The organism is Streptomyces qaidamensis, from assembly GCF_001611795.1.
Taxonomy (GTDB): domain Bacteria; phylum Actinomycetota; class Actinomycetes; order Streptomycetales; family Streptomycetaceae; genus Streptomyces; species Streptomyces qaidamensis.
In genome coordinates, this window is the sequence record NZ_CP015098.1 from 6,055,899 (window position 1) to 6,078,803 (window position 22,905).

The 22,905-nt window shown below is 71.5% G+C and carries 20 protein-coding genes; 11 read left to right on the plus strand and 9 right to left on the minus strand.

The features are described 5' to 3' along the window. Positions 1 to 16: 16 nt before the first annotated feature. The 3 genes from A4E84_RS27025 to A4E84_RS27035 all read left to right on the plus strand — a co-directional run bounded on the left by A4E84_RS27025 (position 17) and on the right by A4E84_RS27035 (position 1,866). On the plus strand, positions 17 to 982 hold the full coding sequence (locus A4E84_RS27025) for a zinc-binding dehydrogenase (protein ID WP_062929028.1): 966 nt from the start codon (positions 17 to 19) through the stop codon (positions 980 to 982). 102 nt (positions 983 to 1,084) lie between these two features. After that, complete coding sequence (locus tag A4E84_RS27030) at positions 1,085 to 1,294, plus strand: HTH domain-containing protein (protein ID WP_003992902.1); 210 nt, start codon at positions 1,085 to 1,087, stop codon at positions 1,292 to 1,294. Continuing rightward, complete coding sequence (locus tag A4E84_RS27035; RefSeq protein WP_062929029.1) at positions 1,294 to 1,866, plus strand: Clp protease N-terminal domain-containing protein; 573 nt, start codon at positions 1,294 to 1,296, stop codon at positions 1,864 to 1,866. The genes A4E84_RS27030 and A4E84_RS27035 overlap by 1 nt, the downstream gene beginning before the upstream one ends. Before the next feature lie 18 nt (positions 1,867 to 1,884). Here A4E84_RS27035 and A4E84_RS27040 read toward each other — a convergent pair whose 3' ends face one another. Together A4E84_RS27040 and A4E84_RS27045 are read right to left on the minus strand one after the other, a co-directional pair. Beyond that, positions 1,885 to 2,952 carry a PadR family transcriptional regulator gene (locus A4E84_RS27040; RefSeq protein WP_062929030.1) on the minus strand — a complete coding sequence of 356 codons (1,068 nt, stop codon included), beginning with the start codon at positions 2,950 to 2,952 and terminating at the stop codon, positions 1,885 to 1,887. A 1-nt stretch (position 2,953) separates the two neighbouring features. Continuing rightward, positions 2,954 to 3,925 carry a DUF4097 family beta strand repeat-containing protein gene (locus tag A4E84_RS27045; protein ID WP_062929031.1) on the minus strand — a complete coding sequence of 324 codons (972 nt, stop codon included), beginning with the start codon at positions 3,923 to 3,925 and terminating at the stop codon, positions 2,954 to 2,956. 146 nt (positions 3,926 to 4,071) lie between these two features. Here A4E84_RS27045 and A4E84_RS27050 point away from each other — a divergent pair, with 146 nt between their 5' ends. After that, complete coding sequence (locus A4E84_RS27050; protein WP_062929032.1) at positions 4,072 to 4,905, plus strand: hypothetical protein; 834 nt, start codon at positions 4,072 to 4,074, stop codon at positions 4,903 to 4,905. Between the two features lie 59 nt (positions 4,906 to 4,964). Here the strand turns inward: A4E84_RS27050 and A4E84_RS27055 are convergent, their stop codons facing one another. The 5 genes from A4E84_RS27055 to A4E84_RS27075 all read right to left on the minus strand — a co-directional run bounded on the left by A4E84_RS27055 (position 4,965) and on the right by A4E84_RS27075 (position 12,008). Then, on the minus strand, positions 4,965 to 5,144 hold the full coding sequence (locus A4E84_RS27055) for a DUF6104 family protein (protein ID WP_003992906.1): 180 nt from the start codon (positions 5,142 to 5,144) through the stop codon (positions 4,965 to 4,967). A gap of 89 nt (positions 5,145 to 5,233) precedes the next feature. After that, the gene (locus A4E84_RS27060; RefSeq protein WP_062929033.1) at positions 5,234 to 9,064 is read right to left on the minus strand and encodes a multifunctional oxoglutarate decarboxylase/oxoglutarate dehydrogenase thiamine pyrophosphate-binding subunit/dihydrolipoyllysine-residue succinyltransferase subunit; all 3,831 of its coding nucleotides are present in this window, start codon (positions 9,062 to 9,064) and stop codon (positions 5,234 to 5,236) included. A gap of 281 nt (positions 9,065 to 9,345) precedes the next feature. Then, on the minus strand, positions 9,346 to 10,458 hold the full coding sequence (locus A4E84_RS27065) for a HAMP domain-containing sensor histidine kinase (protein WP_062929034.1): 1,113 nt from the start codon (positions 10,456 to 10,458) through the stop codon (positions 9,346 to 9,348). Further along, entirely contained in the window at positions 10,455 to 11,195 is a 741-nt protein-coding gene (locus A4E84_RS27070; protein ID WP_030851757.1) for a response regulator transcription factor, read from the minus strand. Before A4E84_RS27070 ends, A4E84_RS27065 begins: the two co-directional genes overlap by 4 nt. Positions 11,196 to 11,330: 135 nt before the next feature. Continuing rightward, on the minus strand, positions 11,331 to 12,008 hold the full coding sequence (locus A4E84_RS27075) for a spermine/spermidine synthase domain-containing protein (protein ID WP_062929035.1): 678 nt from the start codon (positions 12,006 to 12,008) through the stop codon (positions 11,331 to 11,333). Between the two features lie 171 nt (positions 12,009 to 12,179). Here A4E84_RS27075 and A4E84_RS27080 point away from each other — a divergent pair, with 171 nt between their 5' ends. Next, positions 12,180 to 12,983: a rhomboid-like protein gene (locus A4E84_RS27080; RefSeq protein ID WP_062929036.1), complete on the plus strand. Its 804-nt coding sequence runs from the start codon at positions 12,180 to 12,182 to the stop codon at positions 12,981 to 12,983. An 11-nt stretch (positions 12,984 to 12,994) separates the two neighbouring features. Here A4E84_RS27080 and A4E84_RS27085 read toward each other — a convergent pair whose 3' ends face one another. Next, positions 12,995 to 13,654 (minus strand): GNAT family N-acetyltransferase, encoded by a 660-nt coding sequence (locus A4E84_RS27085; RefSeq protein ID WP_062929037.1) that lies wholly within the window; start codon positions 13,652 to 13,654, stop codon positions 12,995 to 12,997. Between the two features lie 175 nt (positions 13,655 to 13,829). Between A4E84_RS27085 and lon the strand changes: the two genes are divergently transcribed. Both lon and A4E84_RS27095 read left to right on the plus strand, forming a co-directional pair. Further along, a complete protein-coding gene (gene lon, locus A4E84_RS27090; protein WP_062929038.1) occupies positions 13,830 to 16,244 on the plus strand; it encodes an endopeptidase La in 2,415 nt (804 codons plus the stop codon). 191 nt (positions 16,245 to 16,435) lie between these two features. Further along, positions 16,436 to 16,924 (plus strand): MarR family winged helix-turn-helix transcriptional regulator, encoded by a 489-nt coding sequence (locus A4E84_RS27095; protein ID WP_062929039.1) that lies wholly within the window; start codon positions 16,436 to 16,438, stop codon positions 16,922 to 16,924. Positions 16,925 to 16,937: 13 nt separating this feature from the next. Here the strand turns inward: A4E84_RS27095 and A4E84_RS27100 are convergent, their stop codons facing one another. Beyond that, a complete protein-coding gene (locus tag A4E84_RS27100; protein WP_062929040.1) occupies positions 16,938 to 17,723 on the minus strand; it encodes a protein phosphatase 2C domain-containing protein in 786 nt (261 codons plus the stop codon). A gap of 368 nt (positions 17,724 to 18,091) precedes the next feature. On the opposite strand from A4E84_RS27100, the gene A4E84_RS27105 reads away from it, so the two are divergent. Genes A4E84_RS27105 through A4E84_RS27120 form a run of 4 tightly spaced genes read left to right on the plus strand, consistent with a single transcriptional unit; the run spans position 18,092 to position 22,902 of the window. Next, positions 18,092 to 21,334, plus strand: coding sequence for a nitrate- and nitrite sensing domain-containing protein (locus tag A4E84_RS27105; protein WP_062929041.1), 3,243 nt, complete (start codon positions 18,092 to 18,094; stop codon positions 21,332 to 21,334). Further along, positions 21,331 to 21,855: a roadblock/LC7 domain-containing protein gene (locus A4E84_RS27110; RefSeq protein ID WP_062929042.1), complete on the plus strand. Its 525-nt coding sequence runs from the start codon at positions 21,331 to 21,333 to the stop codon at positions 21,853 to 21,855. The genes A4E84_RS27105 and A4E84_RS27110 overlap by 4 nt, the downstream gene beginning before the upstream one ends. Next, entirely contained in the window at positions 21,852 to 22,274 is a 423-nt protein-coding gene (locus A4E84_RS27115) for a DUF742 domain-containing protein (RefSeq protein WP_033313523.1), read from the plus strand. Before A4E84_RS27110 ends, A4E84_RS27115 begins: the two co-directional genes overlap by 4 nt. Continuing rightward, positions 22,255 to 22,902 carry a GTP-binding protein gene (locus tag A4E84_RS27120; protein ID WP_062929043.1) on the plus strand — a complete coding sequence of 216 codons (648 nt, stop codon included), beginning with the start codon at positions 22,255 to 22,257 and terminating at the stop codon, positions 22,900 to 22,902. Before A4E84_RS27115 ends, A4E84_RS27120 begins: the two co-directional genes overlap by 20 nt. Positions 22,903 to 22,905 lie beyond the last annotated feature (3 nt).

The following is a 22,905-nucleotide window of genomic DNA, read 5'->3' on the forward strand; positions in this document are numbered from 1 at the left end:
ACCTATCGTCAAGGCCATGTTCGCTGTCTACGCCGCCCGAATCGACCGCGACCAGCCGCTGTCCGGCCTGGAGTTGGGAGAGCGTCCGGCTCCCGAGGCCCGTCCCGGCTGGAGCACCGTCACGGTCAAGGCCGCCTCCCTCAACCACCACGACCTGTGGTCCCTGCGTGGCGTGGGCCTCGCAGAGGACAAGCTGCCGATGATCCTCGGCTGTGATGCCGCCGGTGTCGACGAGGACGGCAACGAGGTCGTCCTGCACTCCGTGATCGGACAGAGCGGGCACGGGGTCGGCCCGAAGGAGCCTCGTTCGATCCTCACCGAGCGCTACCAGGGCACCTTCGCCGAGCAGGTCTCCGTGCCGACCTGGAACATCCTGCCCAAGCCCAAGGAGCTCTCCTTCGAGGAGGCCGCCTGTCTGCCCACGGCGTGGCTGACGGCGTACCGGATGCTGTTCACCAACGCGGGGGTCCGGCCCGGTGACTCCGTGCTGGTGCAGGGTGCCGGCGGTGGTGTCGCCACCGCCGCCATCGTGCTGGGCAAGGCCGCCGGGCTGCGGGTCTTCGCCACCAGCCGGGACGAGGCCAAGCGGAAGCGGGCCGTGGAGCTCGGGGCCGTGGAGGCGCTGGAGTCGGGGGCGCGGCTGCCGCAGCGGGTCGACGCCGTGATCGAGACCGTCGGGGCCGCCACCTGGTCGCATTCCGTGAAGTCGCTGAAGCCCGGCGGCACGCTGGTGATCTCCGGTGCCACCAGCGGCGACCGGCCCTCGCACGCCGAGCTGACCCGGATCTTCTTCCTCGAACTCAAGGTCGTCGGCTCCACCATGGGCACGAAGGACGAACTGGAGGACCTGCTCGCGTTCTGTGCCGCGACGGGCGTGCGGCCCGTCATCGACGAGGTCATGCCCATGGACCGTGCGCGTGAGGGCTTCGAGCGGCTGGCCTCGGGAGAGCAGTTCGGGAAGGTCGTGCTGACCAATCCCTGATTCCTTCTGAAGGTGCGTCGACGGCCGGTCCCGGGTGGGCCGGCCGTTCTCGCGCGTCAACGATGGTTGACACAGGCCGGAATGTCAACGTAGGTTGACGGCATGACCGAAGCAACCGATCTGGCCGAACGCGCCGGCGACCGTGATCCACGGGTCGGCCTGCGGGCCGTCGCCGCGCTGCGCCGACTGCTGGAGCAGCTGGAAGCCGTACAGGTGCGCAACGCGCGCAACCAGGGCTGGTCGTGGCAGGAGATCGCCACCGAACTCGGTGTGAGCAGGCAGGCCGTGCACAAGAAGTACGGGAGGCATTGATGTTCGAGCGGTTCACGAAGGACGCCCGCGACGTGGTGAAGAGCGCGTACGCGCACGTGGACGGGGGCGGTGAGGGCGGGCAGGTCGTGGAGCCGGAGCATCTGCTGCTGGCGCTGCTCGACCGGGAGGGCAGCCGTGGCTCCTTCGCGCTCGCGGCTCTCGGCCTCGGTGAGCGGCGGGAGTCCGTGCGGGAGGCGTTGCGTGAGGCGCGGCGGCGGGCCGGGCTGACGCAGGCCGAGACCGATGCGCTCGCCGGGCTGGGAATCGACGTGGAGGAGATCGTCGCCCGGGTGGAGGAGGCTCATGGGGTCGGCGCCCTGGCCGGTGACCGGAAGGACAAACGGTGGTGGTCGGGGCGTACCTCCTTCGGCCGGGGGGCCAAGGACGTGCTGGAGCGCTCCCTGAGGGTCGCCCTCGCCCAGCGGGACCGGCACATCGGGGACGAGCACATCCTGCTGGCCCTGACCCTGCGTCCCGGCGTGCCGGCCGAGGTCCTCGCCGACCACGGGGTGACGTACGAACACCTGGTGCGGGTGCTGTACGGCAGTGGTGGTGAGGCCAAGGCCGGCTGAAGCTGCAACCCCGGGCGCTTACTTCTTTGGCGTGCGCAGGAGGGCTCCGATGTGGGCCGCCGCCGTCGACAGGTGGCGGCGGGCGTCGCGGAGCTGGTCGGGGGAGACGCCGTGGTCGCGGGCCGCGTCCCGGATGTCGTCGCGGAAGCGGTCGAGGAGGCGGTCCAGGTCGCGGGCGGGGTCGCCGGTGGAGTCCGCGGCGTCCTCGTGGGCCCAGGCCGGTTCGTAGGCGGCCGGGAAGTCCTCCGGGGCCTGTGACGAGGGCGTCGGCTCCGCGGGCTTGCCGGTGCCGGTCCAGTCGAAGCCGAAGTCCTTGCCGAAGTCCTTGCCGTAGTCCTTTCCGAACTCGCCCACCTCCTTGACCAGTTCGCTCAGGCCCTCTCGCAGGCCCGTCGGCCAGTCGCCGCGGGCGAAGTGGTCCTGCACCTGCTCCTGGACGCGGCGGGTGATGCGCTGCACCTGCTCCTGGGCCTGGGCGCGGGCCTGTTCCTGGGCCTCCTTCGCCTGGCGGCGGGCGCGCTGGGCGTCCTCCCGGGCGCGGCGGCTCTCGTCCTTGGCGCGCCGGGCCTGCTCCTTCCACTCCTGGCGGGCGCGGCGCATCTCCTCCTTGGCGATGCGCCAGCCCTCCCTGTCGCCGTACTGCGAGAAGTCACCGTCAGGGGCACCCGCAGGGCCGTCTGCCCTGGTGCCGGTGTCCCGGCGGGCCTCGGTCGCCGCCGCGCGCATCTCGCGTCGCAGGTCGCCGGCTGCTCCGCGCACATCGGCCCGGATCTCCGAGGCCAGCTCCGCCACGGACTCCCGGATCTCCAGCTCCAGGTCCGCCAGCTCACCGCTGCGGTCGGCCAGTTCGGCGCGGCCCGTGTCCGTGATCGAGTAAACCTTGCGACCGCCCTCGGTGGTGTGGGTGACCAGGCCCTCGGCCTCCAGCTTGGCCAGGCGCGGGTAGACCGTGCCGGCCGACGGCGCGTACAGCCCCTGGAAGCGCTCCTCGAGGAGGCGGATCACCTCGTAGCCGTGGCGGGGGGCCTCGTCCAGCAGCTTCAGCAGGTAGAGGCGGAGGCGGCCATGGGCGAAGACGGGGGGCATGTCAGAGCACCTTCTTGTCGGTCGTGCCGTCGGCCGGGGCGGTGGTGGGGTCATCGCCGGGGCCGGAGACGGAATTGTCTCCCGAGCCACCCCGGGGGTCGCCCGCCGGGTCCGCCGTCGAGCCGCTGCCACCGGGCCGCGTGTCCCACGGCTCCTCGTCCTCGTCCTCCCGGGCCGGGCGCCGCAGCAGGGCGATCGAGCCGGACACGGTGGTGGCCCGGAGTTTGCCGGTGCCCGCGCCCAGGCGGCCCGTGATCTTGTGGGCGCCCCACTGGCCGTGCACCCGCAGTCCGTCGAAGGCGTTGGAGACGCAGCCGCTCGCCGTGTTCGCCTCGACGTCCGCGTCCGCCGGGTACGGCAGCCGGATCGCGATCTCGCCCGAGACGCTGGTCAGCCGGACGTCCGTCGGGCCGTTCGGATCGAGGTCGACGATCATCGAGCCGCTGACGGACTCCGCCCGCACGGAGGGGCCGGAGCCCTCGACCACCGTGAGGTCGCCGGAGACCGAGTTGAACCGCAGGTCGCCGGTCACGTCCTGGGCCTCCAGGTTGCCGGAGACCGTTTCGGCGCGGACCGGGCCGGAGAGGCCGACCAGAGTCGTGTCGCCGGTGACGCCCTTCACCACCGCCGGGCCCTGGATCCCGGAGATCACGGCACCCGCGCCCACCACCCCGACCTCCACCCGGGTGTCGGCCGGGACGGCCAGGGAGGCCACCGCGCTGCGGCGCCAGCCCTTGCGGTCCAGCCACTTGAGGAAGCCCTTCCACGGCAGGTCCTCGTAGGCCACCGTGAGGGTGCCGTCCTGCTGGGTCACCACCAGGGGCGGCCCCTCGATCTCGGAAATCTCCAGGAGGGCGGAAGCATCGTCGGTGCCCACCACGTTCACCGTTCCATTGACGAGACGTACGCGCAGATCGCTCACGGGCTCGTCGAAGGTGAGCTTCCGCGGTTCCGTGACGGACCACTCGGACATGGTGCAGACCTCCCGACTTGACGCGCCATATCGCGTCCTCTCGCATTCACGATATATCGCGGACCGGGAAAGTCAAGGCACCCGTTCTGGCGACGTCGGGTGCGCATAAGTCATCAAGACATGGCAAATCGCCCTAGCGTGTGAGCATGTCGACGGAAGCTGACCGCGCCGGTCCCGCCCCCGGGGCGCTGCTGTTGTGCCGGGCGGCGCCCGGCTCCGTCGCCCCCGTCGCGCATCTGCTGCGCGAACCGATGCAGCTCACCCCCGCGGGCGACGAGTGGAGCGCTCTCGTCCCCGAGGGCCGTCCCTGGCGGGACGGCGCCGAACCCGTCGACCGCGTGGCCACCGGCTGGGCCACGGCCCTCACCGTCGGCGCTTCCTGGCCCGTCCTCGCCCTGTGGTGGGACACCGACCACGCGGGCTTCACGCTCGCGTCCGGCTTCCGCCGCCCGGTCGGGTTCGTCTGGCTCGCGAGCGGTGTCCCGGCGGGGGAGGACGAGGCGATGCGCACCTTCGCCGCACGGATGGGCCTCGACCCCGTCCTGGACGTCCAGGATCTCGACCGGCTGACCGAACCCGACCCGGCGGCCGACGCCCGCAGCCGCCTGCGCGGCCTGCTCGCGGTCCTCGCGCGCGCGGGCGTCTCTCTGCCCGCGGAACTGGTCCCCGGCGAACCCGCCGGCCGCCTCCGGGAAGCCGCCGCCCGCCGACCGGACAGCAGGCCCGTCGAGAGGCCCGGCCGGCGCGAGGCGGGCGCGGGGCGCGACTCCGTCGACCACCGCACCCGCCTCGGCCCCTGGATGCCCTGGGCGGGCGGCCCGAGGGCCCGCGCGCTGGCCCTCGCGCAGCTGGTGGCGGGACTGCCGCTCCTGGTCAGGGGCCTGCGGCGGCGGGGCAGCGGCTGGGCCACGGCCGGGGCACTGCTCCTCGCACACGGCGCACTGGGCCTCACCTACGACCTCACACGGCCACGCGACTGACGCCCCCGGAGCGGCCGGAGCCGGTCCCTACCAGCGGCCGGAGCGGCCGGAGCCGGTCCCTACTCGTCGTCCTCGTCGTCCAGCCGCGCGAGCCACGTCGCCAGCCGCTCCACCGGTACCTCGAAGTCGGGATTGAGATCGACGAACGTCCGCAGCTGCTCGGCGAGCCACTCGAAGGTGACTTCCTCCTCGCCGCGCCGCTTCTCCAGTTCCTCGATGCCACGGTCCGTGAAGTACATGCCCCCAAGGATATGTGCGCGCAAACGGCCGGGCCGCACCCCCCGAGCGGGGGATGCGGCCCGGCCACGCGCCAACTGCGCGAAGGCGATTACGCCTCGAACACCTCACGCACCAGTTGCTCCTGCTCGGCCTGGTGGCGCTTCGCGGAACCCACCGCCGGGGACGAGCCGTGCGGGCGCGAGATGCGCCGCAGCCGCTCACCGTGCGGAACGTCCGCGCCGACCGCGAGGTCCAGGTGGTCGATCAGGTTGAGCGCGATGAACGGCCAGGCACCCTGGTTCGCCGGCTCCTCCTGGGCCCACAGGTACTTCTCGGCGTTCGGGTACTTCTTGATCTCCGCCTGGAGCTCGGCACCCGGCAGCGGGTACAGGCGCTCGATGCGGATGATCGCCGTGTCCGTGGCGCCGCGCTTCTGACGCTCGGCCTCCAGGTCGTAGTAGACCTTGCCGGCGCAGAAGACGACCTTCCTGACCGCGGCCGCGTCGACCGAGGAGTCACCGATGACCGGCTGGAACTGCCCGGTCGTGAACTCCTCCGCCTTCGCCGCCGCCGCCTTCAGGCGCAGCATCGACTTCGGCGTGAAGACCACCAGCGGCTTGTGGTGCGGGTTGTGCACCTGCCACCGCAGGAGGTGGAAGTAGTTCGACGGCGACGTCGGCATGGCGACCGTCATGTTGTTCTGGGCGCACATCTGGAGGAAGCGCTCCGGGCGGGCCGAGGAGTGGTCCGGGCCCTGCCCCTCGTAGCCGTGCGGCAGGAGCAGGACGACACCGGAGGTCTGGGCCCACTTCTGCTCGGCCGACGAGATGAACTCGTCCACGACCGTCTGCGCGCCGTTGACGAAGTCGCCGAACTGCGCCTCCCACATCACGAGCGCCTCGGGGCGGGCCAGCGAGTAGCCGTACTCGAAGCCCATCGCCGCGTACTCGGAGAGCAGGGAGTTGTAGACGTTGAGCCGCGCCTGGTCCTCGGAGAGGTACTGCAGCGGCGTGTACTCCTCGCCCGTGCTGCGGTCGATGATGACCGCGTGGCGCTGGCCGAACGTACCGCGCTGCGAGTCCTGGCCCGCCAGGCGGACCGGGACGCCCTCCAGCAGGAGGGAGCCGATCGCGAGGGTCTCGCCCATGCCCCAGTCGATCGTGCCGTCCTCGACCATCGACGCCCGGCGCTGCAGCTGCGGCAGCAGACGCGGGTGGACGGTGATGTTGTCGGGGATGTTGACCTGGGACTCGGCGATCCGCTTGACGATCTCCGTGGTCACCGCGGTGTTCACGGCGACCGGGAACTCGGCCTGCGGGTCCGTGGACTCGACCGTGCCCGGCTGGGAGGTGGCCTCACGGACCTCCGTGAAGACCTTCTCCAGCTGGCCCTGGTAGTCCTGCAGCGCCTGCTCGGCCTCTTCCAGGGTGATGTCGCCGCGACCGATGAGGGACTCGGTGTAGAGCTTGCGCACCGAGCGCTTCTTGTCGATCAGGTCGTACATCAGCGGCTGGGTGAAGGCCGGGTTGTCCGACTCGTTGTGACCGCGGCGGCGGTAGCAGATGAGGTCGATCACCACGTCCTTGTTGAACGCCTGGCGGAACTCGAAGGCGAGCCGCGCGACGCGGACCACGGCCTCCGGGTCGTCGCCGTTCACGTGGAAGATCGGGGCCTCGATCATGCGGGCCACGTCCGTCGCGTACATGGAGGATCGCGAGGACTCGGGGGCCGCGGTGAAGCCGACCTGGTTGTTGATGACGATGTGGACCGTGCCGCCGGTGCGGTAGCCGCGCAGCTGCGACATGTTCAGGGTCTCGGCCACCACGCCCTGGCCCGCGAAGGCCGCGTCGCCGTGGATCGCCACCGGCAGGACGGTGAAGTCCGTGCCGCCCTTGTTGATGATGTCCTGCTTGGCGCGCGAGACGCCCTCCAGGACCGGGTCCACCGCCTCCAGGTGCGAGGGGTTCGCGACCAGGGAGACCTTGATCTGCTCGCCGTCGAGACCGGTGAAGGTGCCCTCGGCGCCCAGGTGGTACTTCACGTCACCGGAGCCGTGCATCGACTTCGGGTCGAGGTTGCCCTCGAACTCGCGGAAGATCTGCGCGTACGACTTGCCGACGATGTTGGCGAGGACGTTCAGCCGGCCGCGGTGGGCCATGCCGACGACGACCTCGTCCAGGCGGGACTCGGCGGCCGAGTCCAGCACGGCGTCCAGCAGCGGGATGACGGACTCGCCGCCCTCCAGGGAGAAGCGCTTCTGGCCGACGTACTTCGTCTGCAGGAAGGTCTCGAAGGCCTCGGCGGCGTTCAGCCGGCGCAGGATGCGCAGCTGCTCCTCGCGCTCCGGCTTGGTGTGCGAGCGCTCGATGCGGTCCTGGATCCACTTGCGCTGCTTCGGGTCCTGGATGTGCATGAACTCGACGCCGGTGGTGCGGCAGTACGAGTCGCGCAGCACGCCGAGGATGTCGCGCAGCTTCATCAGGGACTTGCCGGCGAACCCGCCGACGGCGAACTCGCGCTCCAGGTCCCAGAGCGTGAGGCCGTGCTCGGTGATGTCCAGGTCGGGGTGCTTGCGCTGCTGGTACTCCAGCGGGTCGGTGTCGGCCATGACGTGGCCGCGGACCCGGTAGGAGTGGATCAGCTCGAAGACGCGGGCGGCCTTCGTGACGTCGTCGTCGTGCGACGCGTCGATGTCCTTGAGCCAGCGGACCGGCTCGTAGGGGATGCGCAGCGCCTCGAAGACGTCGTCGTAGAAGCCGTTCTCACCGAGCAGCAGGTTCGCGACGATCCGCAGGAACTCGCCGGAGGCGGCGCCCTGGATGACCCGGTGGTCGTAGGTCGACGTGAGCGTCATGACCTTCGAGATGCCGAGCTTGTTCAGGGTGTCCTGGGAGGTGCCCTGGAACTCCGCCGGGTAGTCCATGGAGCCGACGCCCATGATCACCGACTGGCCGGGCATCAGGCGCGGCACGGAGTGGACGGTGCCGAGGCCGCCGGGGTTGGTCAGGGAGACCGTCACACCGGTGAAGTCGTCCATGCCCAGCTTGCCGTCGCGGGCGCGGCGGACGATGTCCTCGTAGGCCTGCCAGAACTCGAAGAAGTTCAGCGTCTCGGCCTTCTTGATGCCCGCGACCACGAGCTGGCGGTCGCCGTTGGGCTTGACCAGGTCGATGGCGAGGCCGAAGTTGACGTGCTCCGGCTTGACCAGGGTCGGCTTGCCGTCCTTCTCCGCGAAGGAGTAGTTCATCGACGGCATGGCCTTGATGGCCTGCACCATCGCGTAGCCGATCAGGTGCGTGAAGGAGATCTTCCCGCCCCGGGCGCGCTTCAGGTGGTTGTTGATGACGATGCGGTTGTCGAACAGCAGCTTCACCGGGACCGCGCGCACGGACGTGGCCGTGGGCACCTCCAGCGAGGCGTTCATGTTCTTCGCGACCGCGGCGGCGGGGCCGCGCAGCACGACCTGTTCGGGGCCCGAGGGGGCCTCGGCGGCGGGCTCGGCCTTCTTCGGGGCCGCGGCCGGCTTGGCGGCCGGCTTCGCGGCCGGGGCGGCCTGCGCCGGGGCGGGGGCCTGGGCCGGGGCCTGCGCGGCGGGCTTCGCCGGGGCCGGAGCCGGGGCGGGAGCCGGCGCGGCGGCGGGCTTCTCGGCCGCCGGGGCGGGGGCCTGGGTGGGAGCGGCCGGAGCGGCCGGCTGAGCGGTGGTGGTCCCCGCGGCCCCCGCGGCCGCGGTACCCGCCGGAGCCGAGGCGGCGGCCGCCCCCGGCTTGTAGTCGGCGAAGAAGTCCCACCAGGCTCGGTCTACCGAATTCGGGTCCTGGAGGTACTGCTGATAGATCTCGTCGACGAGCCACTCGTTGGCACCGAACGACGCGGCAGGGTTCTTCCCCGCTTGGTCGGTGTCGGTCGAGATGCTCGAGTTACTGGGGGACTGTGGCGACACGGCGGCAACCGCCCTCTTCCGCTTCACAAGATGATGGACAGCGGGAATCAAGGCTACGCCCCCCGGACGGGGAAGGTCAGGCCGGGCCCGTTCAACGTCGTGCAAGTCACATCTGGAACTGCGTTTCGGGCCTCGAAATGGCGGGAAACAAGCGTGGTTCCGCTTCAGCAGGGATGGGCGGGGCCGGGCCCCGGGCGCCGATGGCGCGGGCCTGTGCCTGATCACACGTGTCCGTCAGCGCGGACGCCCGTGGATCTTGTGGCTCCGCTTCGAACTTTACGTCAATTTGGCAGAGATGACAGTCCCGGAAGGGTGACAAGAATCCGGCAACCACGCTCGGATTCGGCCACTCCGATCCGGCCCCCGTGCAGGTCCACCGCCCAGCGGGCGATCGCCAGGCCGAGACCCGTGCCGCCGTCGCTGCCCGGACCCTGCGGCCGCTTGGCGCTGCCGCGGTTGAACCGCTCGAAGACGCGGTGCCACTCGGACTTCGGAATGCCCGGTCCCTCGTCCAGGACCTCCAGCTCCAGCGACTCCGGCAGGGCGCCGCGCCGCGCCTTGACCGTCACCCGGCCGTGCGGCGGGCTGTGCTTGACCGCGTTGTCGATGAGATTGGCGACGACCTGGTGGATGCGCTCCGGGTCCGCGTGCGCGGTCAACTCGGGCGGGTGGACGTCGAGATGCAGATGGACGTCGGTACGGGTGTGACTGCCCGAGCCGGTGGCGATGCCCGCGCGCACCGAGGCCACCATGTTGGCCTCCTTCAGCACGCCGGACAGATACGGCCAGACCTCGAACCGCCGCTGTTTCAGCGGGACGACGCCGTTGTCCAGACGGGACAGGTCCAGCAGCGTCTCCACCAGCCGCCCGAGCCGCTCGGTCTGCTTCAGCGCTGTGCGCATCGTCTCCGGGTCGGCCTGGGTGACGCCGTCGACGATGTTCTCCAGCACCGCGCGCAGGCCCGCGATGGGTGTGCGCAGCTCGTGCGAGACATTCGCCACGAGTTCCTTGCGCTGGCTGTCCTGGGCCTCCAGCTCGTCGGCCATGGCGTTGATCGTCACGGCCAGGTCGCCCAGCTCGTCGCGGCGGTTCTCCCGCGTCCTGCGGGTGTAGTCGCCCTGCGAGATGGAACGGGCCACCGCCGTCATCTCGTCCAGCGGTGCCGTGAGCGAATGCGCCACGAACTGCGTGATGAGAAGCGTGGCGATCATCGAGAAGACCGTGATGAAGCGCAGCTCCGTCTTCGTGTGCACCGCGATCACCGACAGGCCCGTGGTGATCAGCACCGAGATGACGACCAGCGCGCCCAGCTTGGTCTTGATCGAGAACGGGCTCACCCCGCCCCAGGGATCCGGCTCCCCGGGGGCTCTCCGTCCGGCCGGGCCACCGCTCATGGCGTCGGGGTCTCCAGGGCGTAACCCACGCCGTGCACCGTGCGGATCCGCTCGGCGCCGATCTTCCGGCGCAGCGCCTTGATGTGGCTGTCGACCGTGCGGGTGCCGGAGGCGTCCGCCCAGTCCCAGACCTCGGCGAGCAACTGCTCACGGGAGAGCACCGCGCGCGGGGTGTTCGCGAGGCACACCAGCAGGTCGAACTCGGTGGGCGTGAGGTGGACGTCCTCGCTGCGCACCCGGACCCGGCGCTGCGCGTGGTCGATCTCCAGTTCGCCGAGGCGCAGGATGCCGGAGCGGGGCGTGGCCGCCGCGATGGCGGCCCGCTCCACCCGGCGCAGCAGCACGTGCACACGCGCCGCCAGCTCCCGCATCGAGAACGGCTTGGTCATGTAGTCGTCGGCGCCGACCCCGAGACCGACCAGCATGTCGGTCTCGTCGTCGCGCGCGGTGAGCATCATCACCGGCACCGGACGGGCGGCCTGCACACGCCGGCAGACCTCCAGACCGTCGAAGCCGGGCAGCATGATGTCGAGGATCAGCAGGTCCGGCTGCCACGCCTCGGCCGTGTCGACCGCGGCCGGGCCGTCACCCGCCGTTTGCACGAGGAATCCCTCGGCTCGCAGGCGGGTCGCGATGGCGTCCACGATCGTCGCGTCGTCCTCGACCACCAGGACCCGGCGCTGTGCGCCAGGAGTAGCCGTCGCCGAACCGTTGTGGGAGGTCTGTGTCTGCTCCATCGCCCGCCCCTGGGGTGTGCTTTCCGGAATCAGTGGGGTGATTCCTTCTGACTGGCTATGCCTGCGCATGGTTGCGATTGACGCTTGAATGATCGGCGTCAGGGGAGCAGCGTACGGGGAGTCAGTACGCCTTTGCTATCCAGGGCTGATGGCGAGGTGCACGACGTCCGGAACGCCCCGGGCAACCGGGATCTCTTCGGTACGCACCTGTTGGAACCCGGCATTCCGCAAGGTTTCTTCGAATTCCGGAGACGGCTGGGCGGACCAGACGGCGAGAACCCCGCCCGGTCTCAACACCCGTGCACAGCCAGCCAGTCCGGCCTCCCGGTAGAGATTTCCGTTGCCGTCCGTGACGGTCCAGCCCGGTCCGTTGTCGATGTCGAGGCACAGGGCGTCGTACGTGTCGGATGTCTCATTGACGTGTGCGACGAGATCGGTCTCGACGATTTCCGTGCGGGGGTCGCTCAGGGCCCGGGCGGAGAGCGCGGCGAGCGGGCCGTCGCGATGCCATTCGACGATCGCGTGCTCGCGTTCCACCACCGTGATCCGTCCCCAGCGCGGGTCCGCCGCGGCATGCGCGAGGGAGAAGCCGACGCCGAGTCCGCCGATCAGGACGTCGGGGCGGTCCCGGCCGGCCAGGGCGTCCAGTGCCGCCTCGACCAGCCGCCGCTCCGAGCGGCCGTCGGAGGTGTCCATCAGGAAACAGCCGTTGGCGATGATCTCCAGCCGGTCGCCGTGCCGGCGCAGCACCACCTCGCCGTGCGGCCCCTCGCGGCGGTCCAGGACATCGGGAATGTCGTACGGGGTAGCCATGGGGGCATCCTGCCAGGGCGGGGGCGGGCGGCGTCCGGTGTCTCCACGCGGCCCGGGCGGGACGCGGGGTGAGGCTTTCGGGTTGCTGTGAATCGGCTCTCGCGTGGTGCGGATCACAGACAGCGGGGTGTCCGGGGCGAAGGCTGGGACCCGACGGAAGGAGCGCCCGCTGTGGAACGGAGCGCGCCGCCCCACGAGACGGCCCCGCCGACACCGGCGGCACCGCCGCCAGTCTCCGACGTGTCGGGGCTGCTGGACGGAATGCCGCGGCAGCGGGGCCTGTACGAGACGGCGGCCGCGGGAGTACGGGAGCCCGTCCCGGCGGCCGTGCCCCGGCTGCGGACGCTGCGCCCATGGCGGCTGCTGCCCACCCCCACCGGAACGCCGTTCACCCTCGGCTACGCCGCCCTCCTCTGCCTCACCTCGCTGATCTCCGCCCACGCGCACCCGGCCCTGGTGCACGCGCTGCTCCAGGGCTCCAGCACGGACGTGGCGCACCTGCTGCGCTCGCCGGAACTGGTGTTGATCGGCAGCGCGCTGTGGGTGGCGGGCGGGGTGACCTCGCCCTTCGCCATCGCCTTCGTACTGGTGCTGACCGCGCTGGAACGGCGGATCGGGGGTCTGCGCACGGCCGGTGTCTTCCTGCTCGGGCACGTCCTCGCCACCCTCGCGACCGAGGTGCCGGTGGGGTTCGCGGTGCTGGCCGGGCACCTCCCCGGCAGCTCCCTGCACCGCCTCGACTACGGCGTCAGCTTCGGCGTCGCCGCCGGCATCGGCGCCCTGGCCGGTCTGCTGCCGCTCCGGCTGCGCCTGCCGCTGCTGACCGCCTTCGGCTGGATGCTCCTCCAGGACCTGCTCGCCTTCGCCGACCCCATGACGAACTGGGGGCACCTCATCGCCCTGGGCATCGGGATCGCCACCTGGCCGCTGGTCCGGCGGTGGTACGCGACGCGCCTGGGCGCGGCCCGGGGCTGAACGAGGGGCTCTCAGCTCCCGGAGGCGGCCGGAGGGGCGTACCTGGCGCTGGTCAGCGGGGCCGCGACCGTCCAGCCCAGCGCCTCGTAGAGCCCTCGCCCCGCAGGCGTTCCGGCGAGGACGCCGGTCCGCGCCCCCTGGCGGACGGCGACATCCTGCAACGTCCGCATGACGAGACTGCCCAGCCCCCTGCGGCGGTGCTCGGCGGCCGTCTCGACCTGGTCGACGACAGCGGTCTCGCCCGTCGGCGCGATCTGGCCGCGTGCCGCCAGGGAGCCGTCCGGCGCGGCCACCATCACACGGGTCACTCCTCCGCGCGACCACGCGCGCAGCCGGTAGCCGTCGGGGACGGCGGGAGCGCCGTCCGCCGCCAGCGGGATCGTCATCAAGTAGCCGGGCTCCGGGTCGATCCACCAGTTGCCGTCCAGCCAGCCGGCGACCACCGAGGGGTCCCGGAACGCCTTCAGCCACACGCCCTGCCCGGTCACCGTCCCGGCCACCTTGCGGACGGTCGTCTCGTCGAGGACCTCGCCCGTCGCGCCGAACACGTGCCGCGTGACATGCCCGTACATCCCCATGTCGATCGTCCAGCCCCACGGCTCGGGCGTGGGCGGAGCGGCCCCGCGCGAGACGACCCATCCGTCCACCCATGCCTGCACGGTCCGGTCCATGCCATCTCCCTGTAATGAGCGTGATGGGTGATCATCTATTACTGACGGGACCTTACGCGTCCTCCTGCTCCCGGTGTCACAGGTGATCGCTGACAGCGAACAGCGGGTGGGGAACATCCGGCCCCGCCCAAGCATTGAGTCGGCATAGCTCAACTTGACTGCCGAAGGGGAGATCATGGCTTCGACGTCCACACCGCTCACCCTGCCCGTGCTGCCGCTCGACGGCGAGGTCGTGCTGCCCGGCATGGTGGTCCCGCTGGACCTGAGCGACTCCGAGGTCCGTGCCGCGGTGGAGGCCGCTCAGGCCGCTGCCCGGTCAACGCCCGGAAAGCCCCGGGTACTCCTGGTGCCACGCATCGACGGGACCTACGCGAACACCGGTGTCCTCGGCACCGTCGAGCAGGTCGGCCGGCTCGCCGACGGCGACCCGGGCGCCCTGATCCGCGGCCGGAGCCGGGTGCGCATCGGCGCGGGAACGACCGGCCCCGGCGCCGCACTCTGGGTCGAGGGGACCCGTGTGGACGACACCGCTCCGGACCCGCTGCCCGGGCATGTCGCCGAACTGGTCAAGGAGTACAAGGCCCTCGCCACCGCCTGGCTGCGCAAGCGCGGTGCCTGGCAGGTCGTCGACCGGGTCCAGGCCATCGACGACGTCTCGGCGCTCGCCGACAACTCCGGCTACTCGCCGTTCCTGACCACCGACCAGAAGGTCGAACTGCTGGAGACCACCGACCCGGTGGCCCGGCTCAAGCTCGCCACCCAGCAGCTGCGCGACCACCTCGCCGAGCAGGACGTGGCCGAGACCATCGCCAAGGATGTCCAGGAGGGTGTCGACAAGCAGCAGCGCGAGTTCCTGCTGCGGCGTCAGCTGGAAGCCGTCCGCAAGGAACTGCGCGAGCTGAACGGCGAGCAGGAGGGTGAGGAGTCCGACGACTACCGTGCCCGTGTGGAGGCCGCCGACCTGCCCGAGAAGGTCCGCGAGGCCGCCCTCAAGGAGGTCGACAAGCTGGAGCGGGCCTCCGACCAGTCGCCCGAGGGCTCCTGGATCCGCACCTGGCTCGACACGGTCCTAGAGATGCCGTGGAACGAGCGCACCGAGGACGCGTACGACATCCGGGGCGCCCAGGCCGTCCTGGACGCGGAGCACTCCGGCCTTGACGACGTGAAGGAACGCATCACCGAGTACCTGGCGGTGCGCAAGCGGCGTGACGACCGGGGCCTCGGCGTGGTCGGCGGGCGGCGCGGCGGCGCCGTGCTCGCGCTGGTCGGGCCGCCCGGCGTCGGCAAGACCAGCCTGGGCGAGTCCGTCGCCCACGCCATGGGCCGAAAGTTCGTGCGCGTCGCCCTCGGCGGTGTGCGCGACGAGGCCGAGATCCGCGGCCACCGGCGTACGTACGTCGGCGCGCTGCCGGGCCGGGTCGTGCGGGCGATCAAGGAGGCCGGGTCGATGAACCCGGTCGTGCTGCTCGACGAGATCGACAAGGTCGGCTCGGATTTCCGGGGCGACCCGGCCGCCGCCCTGCTGGAGGTCCTCGACCCGGCGCAGAACCACACCTTCCGGGACCACTACCTGGAGGTCGAGCTGGACCTGTCGGACGTCGTCTTCCTCGCGACCGCCAACGTGCTGGAGGCGATCCCGGAGGCGCTGGCCGACCGGATGGAGATCGTCCGCCTGGACGGCTACACCGAGGACGAGAAGGTCGTCATCGCCCGCGACCACCTCCTCCCGCGCCAGCTGGAGCGGGCCGGGCTCGACAAGGACGAGGTGACCATCGACGAGGGCGCCCTGCGCAAGCTCGCCGGCGAGTACACACGCGAGGCGGGCGTGCGGACCCTGGAGCGGTCCGTCGCACGGCTGCTGCGCAAGGTCGCCGCCCAGCACGAACTGGGCGAGCGGAAGCTGCCGCTCACCGTCCGGGACGAGGACCTGCGCGACCTGATCGGCCGGCCGCACCACGTGCCCGAGTCCGCTCAGGACCCGGCCGAGCGGCGGACGTCCGTGCCGGGCGTGGCGACCGGGCTCGCGGTGACCGGAGCGGGTGGTGACGTGCTGTTCGTCGAGGCGTCGCTGGCCGACCCGGAGACCGGCGCGGCCGGGCTGACCCTGACCGGTCAGCTGGGCGAGGTGATGAAGGAGTCCGCGCAGATCGCGCTGAGCTTCCTGCGCTCCCACGGCGCCGAACTCGAACTGCCGGTGGCGGATCTCAAGGACCGGGGCGTGCACATCCACTTCCCGGCGGGCGCGGTCCCCAAGGACGGCCCGAGCGCGGGCATCACCATGACCACGGCCCTCGCGTCCCTGCTGTCCGGCCGGCTGGTCCGCACGGACGTGGCGATGACCGGCGAGGTCTCGCTCACCGGGCGGGTCCTGCCGATCGGCGGTGTGAAGCAGAAGCTGCTCGCGGCGCACCGGGCCGGTGTCACCACGGTGATCATCCCCAAGCGCAACGAGCCCGACCTGGACGACGTCCCGGCGGAGGTGCTGGACAAGCTCGACGTCCACGCCGTCACCGACGTCCGCCAGGTCCTGGAGCTGGCGCTCGCGCCCGCCACCGCGGGTGTGACGCCGGAGGTTCCGGTGGCCGCGTGACGGAGGTCGTCGGATGAGAGAAGGCCCGGGCCCCCGTGAGGGAGGCCCGGGCCTTCACCGTGTGGTGACCCTGTGTACGCGTACGCCGTTGACCTGCGGAATACTTGCCGGACTGCGGCGAGGGCGGCAGGTGGCGGAAAATTCCAGTACCGGACTCCCAGGGCCGGGCGACGACCGAGGCAGGGGCTGACGTGCACGAGGAAGGCAACGACGGACACCGCGACGCCGGTGTGGCCGCGAGCGGTGTGGACCAGCCCGCCTTCCTGGCACTGGAACGCGAGCTGACCGTGTTGCTGCGGCGCGCCCGGGCCAGCCAGGGCGAGATGGCCCGCGAGGTCCACCCCGACCTGGAGTCGTCCGCGTACGGCCTGCTGGTCCGGCTGGACGAGTGCGGAAAGCAGCGGGCCACCGAACTCGCCGCCTACATCGGGGTCGGCAAGGCGACGATGTCCCGCCAGCTGCGCGCCCTGGAGGAACTCGGGCTGGTCGCGCGCGAGCCCGACCCCGCCGACGGACGCGCCTGGCTCGTCGCCCTCACTCAAGAGGGCCACGACCGCGTCCGCCGGGTCCGGGAAGCCCGCCGTGCCCGGTACGCCGGCCGCCTGGCCGACTGGGACTCCCGCGAGGTCACGGAACTGGCCCGGCTGCTGAACCAGCTCAACCGGGGCATGGAGAAGTAGGCCCGGCAGCCGCTCAGAACTGGACGTAGACGGCCGTCGCGTCGTCGTGCCGCTTGCTCCGGCCCAGGAACGTCCCGGCGGTGTCCGACCGCTCCAGTGTCCGGACCTGGTCCACCAGGGCTTGCGGGCCCTCCTTGCGGACCAGGCGGAAGCAGTCCGTCCAGTCGCCCTCCTCGAACCGTTCCACCCAGCGGGAGGCGCCGTCCGTCAGCGCGGCCAGGGCACGCACCTCGTCGCGGGGCACGGTTCCGGTCACCGCCCGGGCCGCCACCGAGGGGTCGGCCGCCGCCGTGAAGAAGCCGCCCTCCCTGTTGCGGAGCGTGGAGTCCACCAGCGCGTCCGTCGCCAGCGCCGAGCGGGGGAGCAGGGCCAGCCGGTCGTCGAGGACGGGTGTCACCTCGCCGTCCGGGGACTCCAGGAGGAGCGCGGAGTCGGACAGGACCAGATACTCCACGGTGTCCGGATTCCACCGGGCCACGACCACCGTGGCCTGAGGGGTTCGGGGGTGAGAAAGGTCACAGGTTGCGGCATGCGCCTCGGAGGTACGCGCGATGGCGCGGGACAGGGCGTCGACGAGGGGGACATCCGGGAGTGAAACGGTCAGTTCGGTCAGTGCGCCGCCGAGGCGCGCCGTGAACCAGGGGACGGAATGCAGACAGCCCGTCCCGGTCCTCGGTGGCGTGACCCCGTCCAGGACGACCACCGAACCGCCCTGCCCCGAGGCCGGTAGCCCGACACCGGCGAAGTCCTCGTTGGGGCGGTCGGCGTCTCCCGGCTCCGAGGCGAGTTCAGTACGCATCCAGCCAGTCTGCACGAGCCCTTCACAAGGTCCGCAGAAGGCTGCCCATGGTTGCCGTACCGGCGCAGCCGCGCAGGTCAGACGCCGGGTTTGGGCTGGAATGATTTGTTCCGGGAAGGCGTGGTGGCGAATACTGCCACCGGCCGTCGCCATCGTCCAACCGGCGTGCCGCGCAAGGTCCCTGCGCGGACCTGCGGAACTTGCCCCTCAACTCCGGTCCGGGGTTCACTCCTTCGGGTGGCGGGTCAGGTGATGCGCGTGCGCTGCCCACCGGCGCTGGGAGGGTCGGGAAATGTACCGGGAGTACGCGCCAGTTGACGGAGCGTCACCCGGGCCCATGGGTTCACGAGTCAGGAATGCGAGCACCGGTGCAGAAGACGCGGCCTCGTCGCACAGGCAAGCAGACGGCCCCCGTTCAGGGCGCTGAGCCGACGCCCCCCACCGGCAAGGGACGCCCCACCCATGTACGCAACCGGCTGATCGTGGCCGTGGCCGTGGTCGCCGCGGCCATCGCCGGTGCCGGCACCCCCTCAGTCCTCGCCGCCTCCGGGCAACTCCACGACTCCCAGGAGCTGGTGACGCTCGCGGAGCAGACGCGGGACGCCCTCACCCTCGCGCACTCCCTCGCCGACGAGCGGGACGACGTCACCTCCTACATCGCCGCCGGGCGCCCCAAGTCCAAGGCGCCCTCCGAGCAGCACAGCGCCCGGGTGGACCGGCAGGTCGAGGAACTGCGCTCCGACATCGACACATCCGCCTCGCTGCGCTCCGACCTCGACGGCATAGCGGCCGTGCGCAGGGCGGCGCTCACCGGCAAGAGCAGCGCCCTCGAAGCGCACCAGGCGTACTCCGCCGCCATCACCGAACTCCACCGGCTCGCCGAGCAGCTGGCGCAGCAGACGCCGCCGCGCGCCGGCTCCGGCTCGTACGCGCTGGCCGAGCTGGACTCCGCCGTCCAGCAGGCCGCCTCGGCCCGCGGGCTGCTGCTCGCCGCGCTGAGCGTGCCGCGCAGCACGGAGACGGTCATCGACCCCGTCACCGGCCTGCCGACCGAGACCAGCACCTCCTCGGACGCCGAAACCCGGCAGCGCGACGCCCTGAGCGCCGCCGCCCAGCAGGCCCGGCTGCGTTCCGACGCGGCCCTGGCCGACTTCCGCGGCACCGCGACCAAGCCGGCCCGCGCCTCCTTCGACTCCACGGTCACCGGCACCGAGGTCAACTCCGCCGACAGGTACCTCGCCACCCTGACCGACCAGCCGACGCTCTCCCGCACCGACCTCGCCACCAGCACCAAGAGGCTGGACGCGGCCCTGTCCGCCCGCGTCGACCTGATGCGCGGCGTGGAGTCGGCCCTCTACGACCGCCGCATCAAGGACCTCGAGGCGCTGCGCGACGACGACGTCACCGCGCTGGAGATCCGCGTCGCCGTCCTCGGCGCCCTCATGCTGCTCGCCGTCGGCGTCGCCACCGGCATGGCCCGCAGCCTCACCCGGCCGCTCGCGGTCCTGCGCCTGGGGTCGAAGCGCCTCGCCGAGGCCGAGGACCCGGCGGCCGAGGAGCCGGTGAAGTTCACCGGCCGCAACGACGAGTTCGCCCAGGCCGTCCGCTCTGTCAACGCCCTGCACGCGCACGCGGCCGCCCTCACCGAGCGGATCACCACGCTGGAGTCCGACCGCAAGCACCTGGTCGGCCAGCGCCAGAAGATGGCCGACGCGCGCGAGGAACTGCGCGGTGAACTCGCCGAGTCCGCCGCCCAGCTGGAGCGGCTGCGCACGGCCATCGGCGGTACGTTCGTCAACCTCGCGCTGCGCACCCTCGGACTGGTCGAACGGCAACTGGCCGTCATCGAGAACCTGGAGGAGCGCGAGCAGGACCCGGACCGGCTCGCCACGCTGTTCAAGCTCGACCACTTCGCCACGGTCATGCGCCGGCACAGTGAGAACCTGCTGGTCCTCGCCGGTACCGAGCACGTCCAGCACGCCGCCGGGCCGGTGCCGCTGGTGGACGTCGTCCGTGCCGCGGTGAGCGAGATCGAGCGGTACGAGCGGGTCCGGATCGCCGCGCTGCCGCCGCACGCACACATCGCCGGGTTCGCCGCGGACGACCTCTCCCACCTGCTGGCCGAACTCATGGAGAACGCCACCTCGTTCTCCCCGCCCGACCTGCCCGTCGAGATCTCCGGCTGGCTGCTGGAGAACGGCGAGGTCATGCTCTCCGTCCAGGACGAGGGCATCGGCATGGCCGAGGACCGGCTGGAGCGCCTCAACTCCCGCCTCACCGACTTCGACCCCGAGGCGCCCTACGACCAGGAGGGCGAGGACGGTCTCGGCCTCGGCCTGTACGTCGTGGCCCGGCTCGCCCACCGCCACGGCGTGCGCGTCCAGTTGCGCGAGCAGAAGCAGGGCGGTGTCGCGGCCGTCGTCGTCCTGCCCCGCACGCTCCTGGCCGCCGCCCCGGCCGTGGCTGTCCCGACCTCCGGCCCCCTCGCCGGCACGACGCACTCCGTCTCCTTCCCGGGCGCCGACGCCGAGGCCAACTCCAACGTCCTGCACGGCCGCGCGGCCGGCGACGACCCGTTGGTGGCCCTGGCGGAGAAGGCGGTACGCCAGGACGAAGCCGAGGCAGCCACCGCGACGCCCGAGGCGGAACCGGCCGGGGCAACAGGGGCGGCAGTTCCCACGACTCCCGCCGAACACTCGACGCCCGACGGCTTGGCCGCGCCCGCCATGTCGGAGACGTCCGTCGAGTCGGAGACGTCCGTCGAACACGCTGAGCGGGCCGCGCGTGCCGAGGAGCGGACGTCCACCGAGCTGCCCGTTCACGCCGACCCTGCGGCGCCGACTGGGCCGACGGCATCCACCGGCCTGGCCGCGCCTGCCGAGTCGGCCGCGCCCGCCGTGTCGGAGACGTCCGTCGTGTCGGAGACGTCCGTCGAACACTCCGCGCACGCTGAGCGGTCGGCCTTTGCCGAGCTGCCCGTTCACGCCGACCCTGCGGCGCCCACTGGGCCGACGGCATCCACCGACCCGGACGCATCCGCAGATCCGGTGGCCCATGCCGACCCGGCGACGCCCGCCGCATCGGACGTACACGCCGACCCGCCGGTATCCGCCGAGCTGGACGACGCCGCGGCGCCCGTGGAATCCCCCGCGGAGACCACGATGGAGCTGCTGATTCCCGTGCAGCCGGGGGCTTCTGACCCGGTCGGGCATGAGGAGGCCGTGGCCGGTGACGGTGAGGCCATGTCGCACGGCCCGCACGGGTCGTCCGCGCCCGACGCGTGGAGCGTCGCGGACGGGGACGACAGCCCGGAGCACGAACGCGCTCCCGACGAGGAGGAGGACCGCGTCACCGACAAGGGCCTCCCCAAGCGCACCCCGAAGATCACCGCACAGACCACCGCCTCGCGCCAGCGCAGCGGCTCCGTCGACGCCGATGCCCTGCGCCGCCGACTCGGCGGGTTCCGCCAGGGCGCCCATGCCGGCTACCGCGACGTGGAGGCGGAGATCGCCGAGAGGACGGCCTCGCACCAGCGGCCGGCCACCGGCGCTGCAGGACCAGCTGGATCCGGAGAATCCACGGGGGGCACAGTCGAGGAGGCAAGCAGTTGACCGCGCCCAGTACCTTCGGACTGATCGGACTGAGCAGTGAGGCCCGCAACCTGCACTGGCTGCTGACCAACCTCGTCGAGGAGGTGCCCGGCATCCTCTCCGTCGCGGTCGTCTCCTCCGACGGGCTGCTCCTGCTCTCCTCCGACGACCACCGCAACAAGGAGGCCAGGGAGGCCCTGCAGGCCCGCGGGACCAAGCGCACCGGCCCACGCGGCTCCGCCGCCGACCTGGCCACCATCGTCTCCGGCATCGGCAGCCTCACCGTCGGCGCCGCCCGGCTGATGGACTTCGGCGGGGTCCGGCACACGATGGTCGCGATGGACGAGGGCAGCCTGTTCGTGATGTCGATCAGCGACGGCTCGCTGCTCGGCGTCCACGGCTCCGCGGAGTGCGATATGAGCGTCGTGGCGTACCACATGGCCCTGTTCGTCGGCCGCGCCGGCCACGTGCTGACGCCCGAACTCCGCAGCGAGCTCCGTAAATCCCTGGAGGATTCCCAGACGGCGGGGAGTGCCCGATGAGCAGCAAGCCGAAGCAGCACCTGCCCGTCCGCGGCGGCGACCGCAAACCCGCCCGGGTCCGCCCCTACTCGCTCACCGGCGGCCGCACCCGCTTCGGCCACGTCCTCCTCGTGGAGACGTTCGTGGCGAGCACGGCCGCGCTCGACGCCCCCGAGGAGCGCAGGGAACTGACGAACGGCCACCTCTCCACCCGCGTGATGCCGGAGCTGCGGGCCATCGTCGAACTGTGCCGCCGCATGCGTACGGTGGCCGAGATCGCCGCGCTGCTGAAGATGCCGCTCGGCGTGGTCCGCGTGCTCCTGAGCGACCTCGCGGACCAGGGAAAGATCCGTGTGTACGGAACGGGCACCGGTCATGGCACGGGCCGCCCGGACCGGGCTCTGCTGGAAAGGGTGCTGAGTGGACTCCGTCGTCTCTGACGTCGCTCACGGCGTATCTGGTTCATCCCCGTTCGTCCAGCCCGGCGAGAGCATGCACGCCTGGGAGACGGACCGCACCCGTGCCCCGATCGCCACGAAGATCGTGGTGGCGGGCGGCTTCGGCGTCGGCAAGACCACCCTGGTCACCGCCGTCTCGGAGATCACGCCCCTGCAGACCGAGGCGCTGATGACGGAGGCGAGCGAGGCCACCGACGACCTCACCGCCACGCCCGGCAAGACCACCACCACCGTCGCCATGGACTTCGGGCGCCTCACGCTCGACGACGACCTGGTGCTCTACCTGTTCGGCACCCCGGGCCAGCAGCGGTTCTGGTTCATGTGGGACGACATCGTGCGCGGCGCGATCGGCGCCGTCGTCCTGGCCGACACCCGCCGTCTGAAGGACTGCTTCCCGGTCCTGGACTACTTCGAGAGCTCCGGGCTGCCGTACGTGGTCGCGGTCAACCACTTCGACGGCAGCGAGCTGTTCGAGCCGGAGGACGTGCGGGAGGCCCTGACCATCCCGCGACACATACCTGTCATGATCATGGACGCGCGTCGCCGGATCTCCGTGATCGAGACCCTCCTGGCCCTCGTGGGCCACGCGCTCGACGAAACCCCCGAGTAGAGG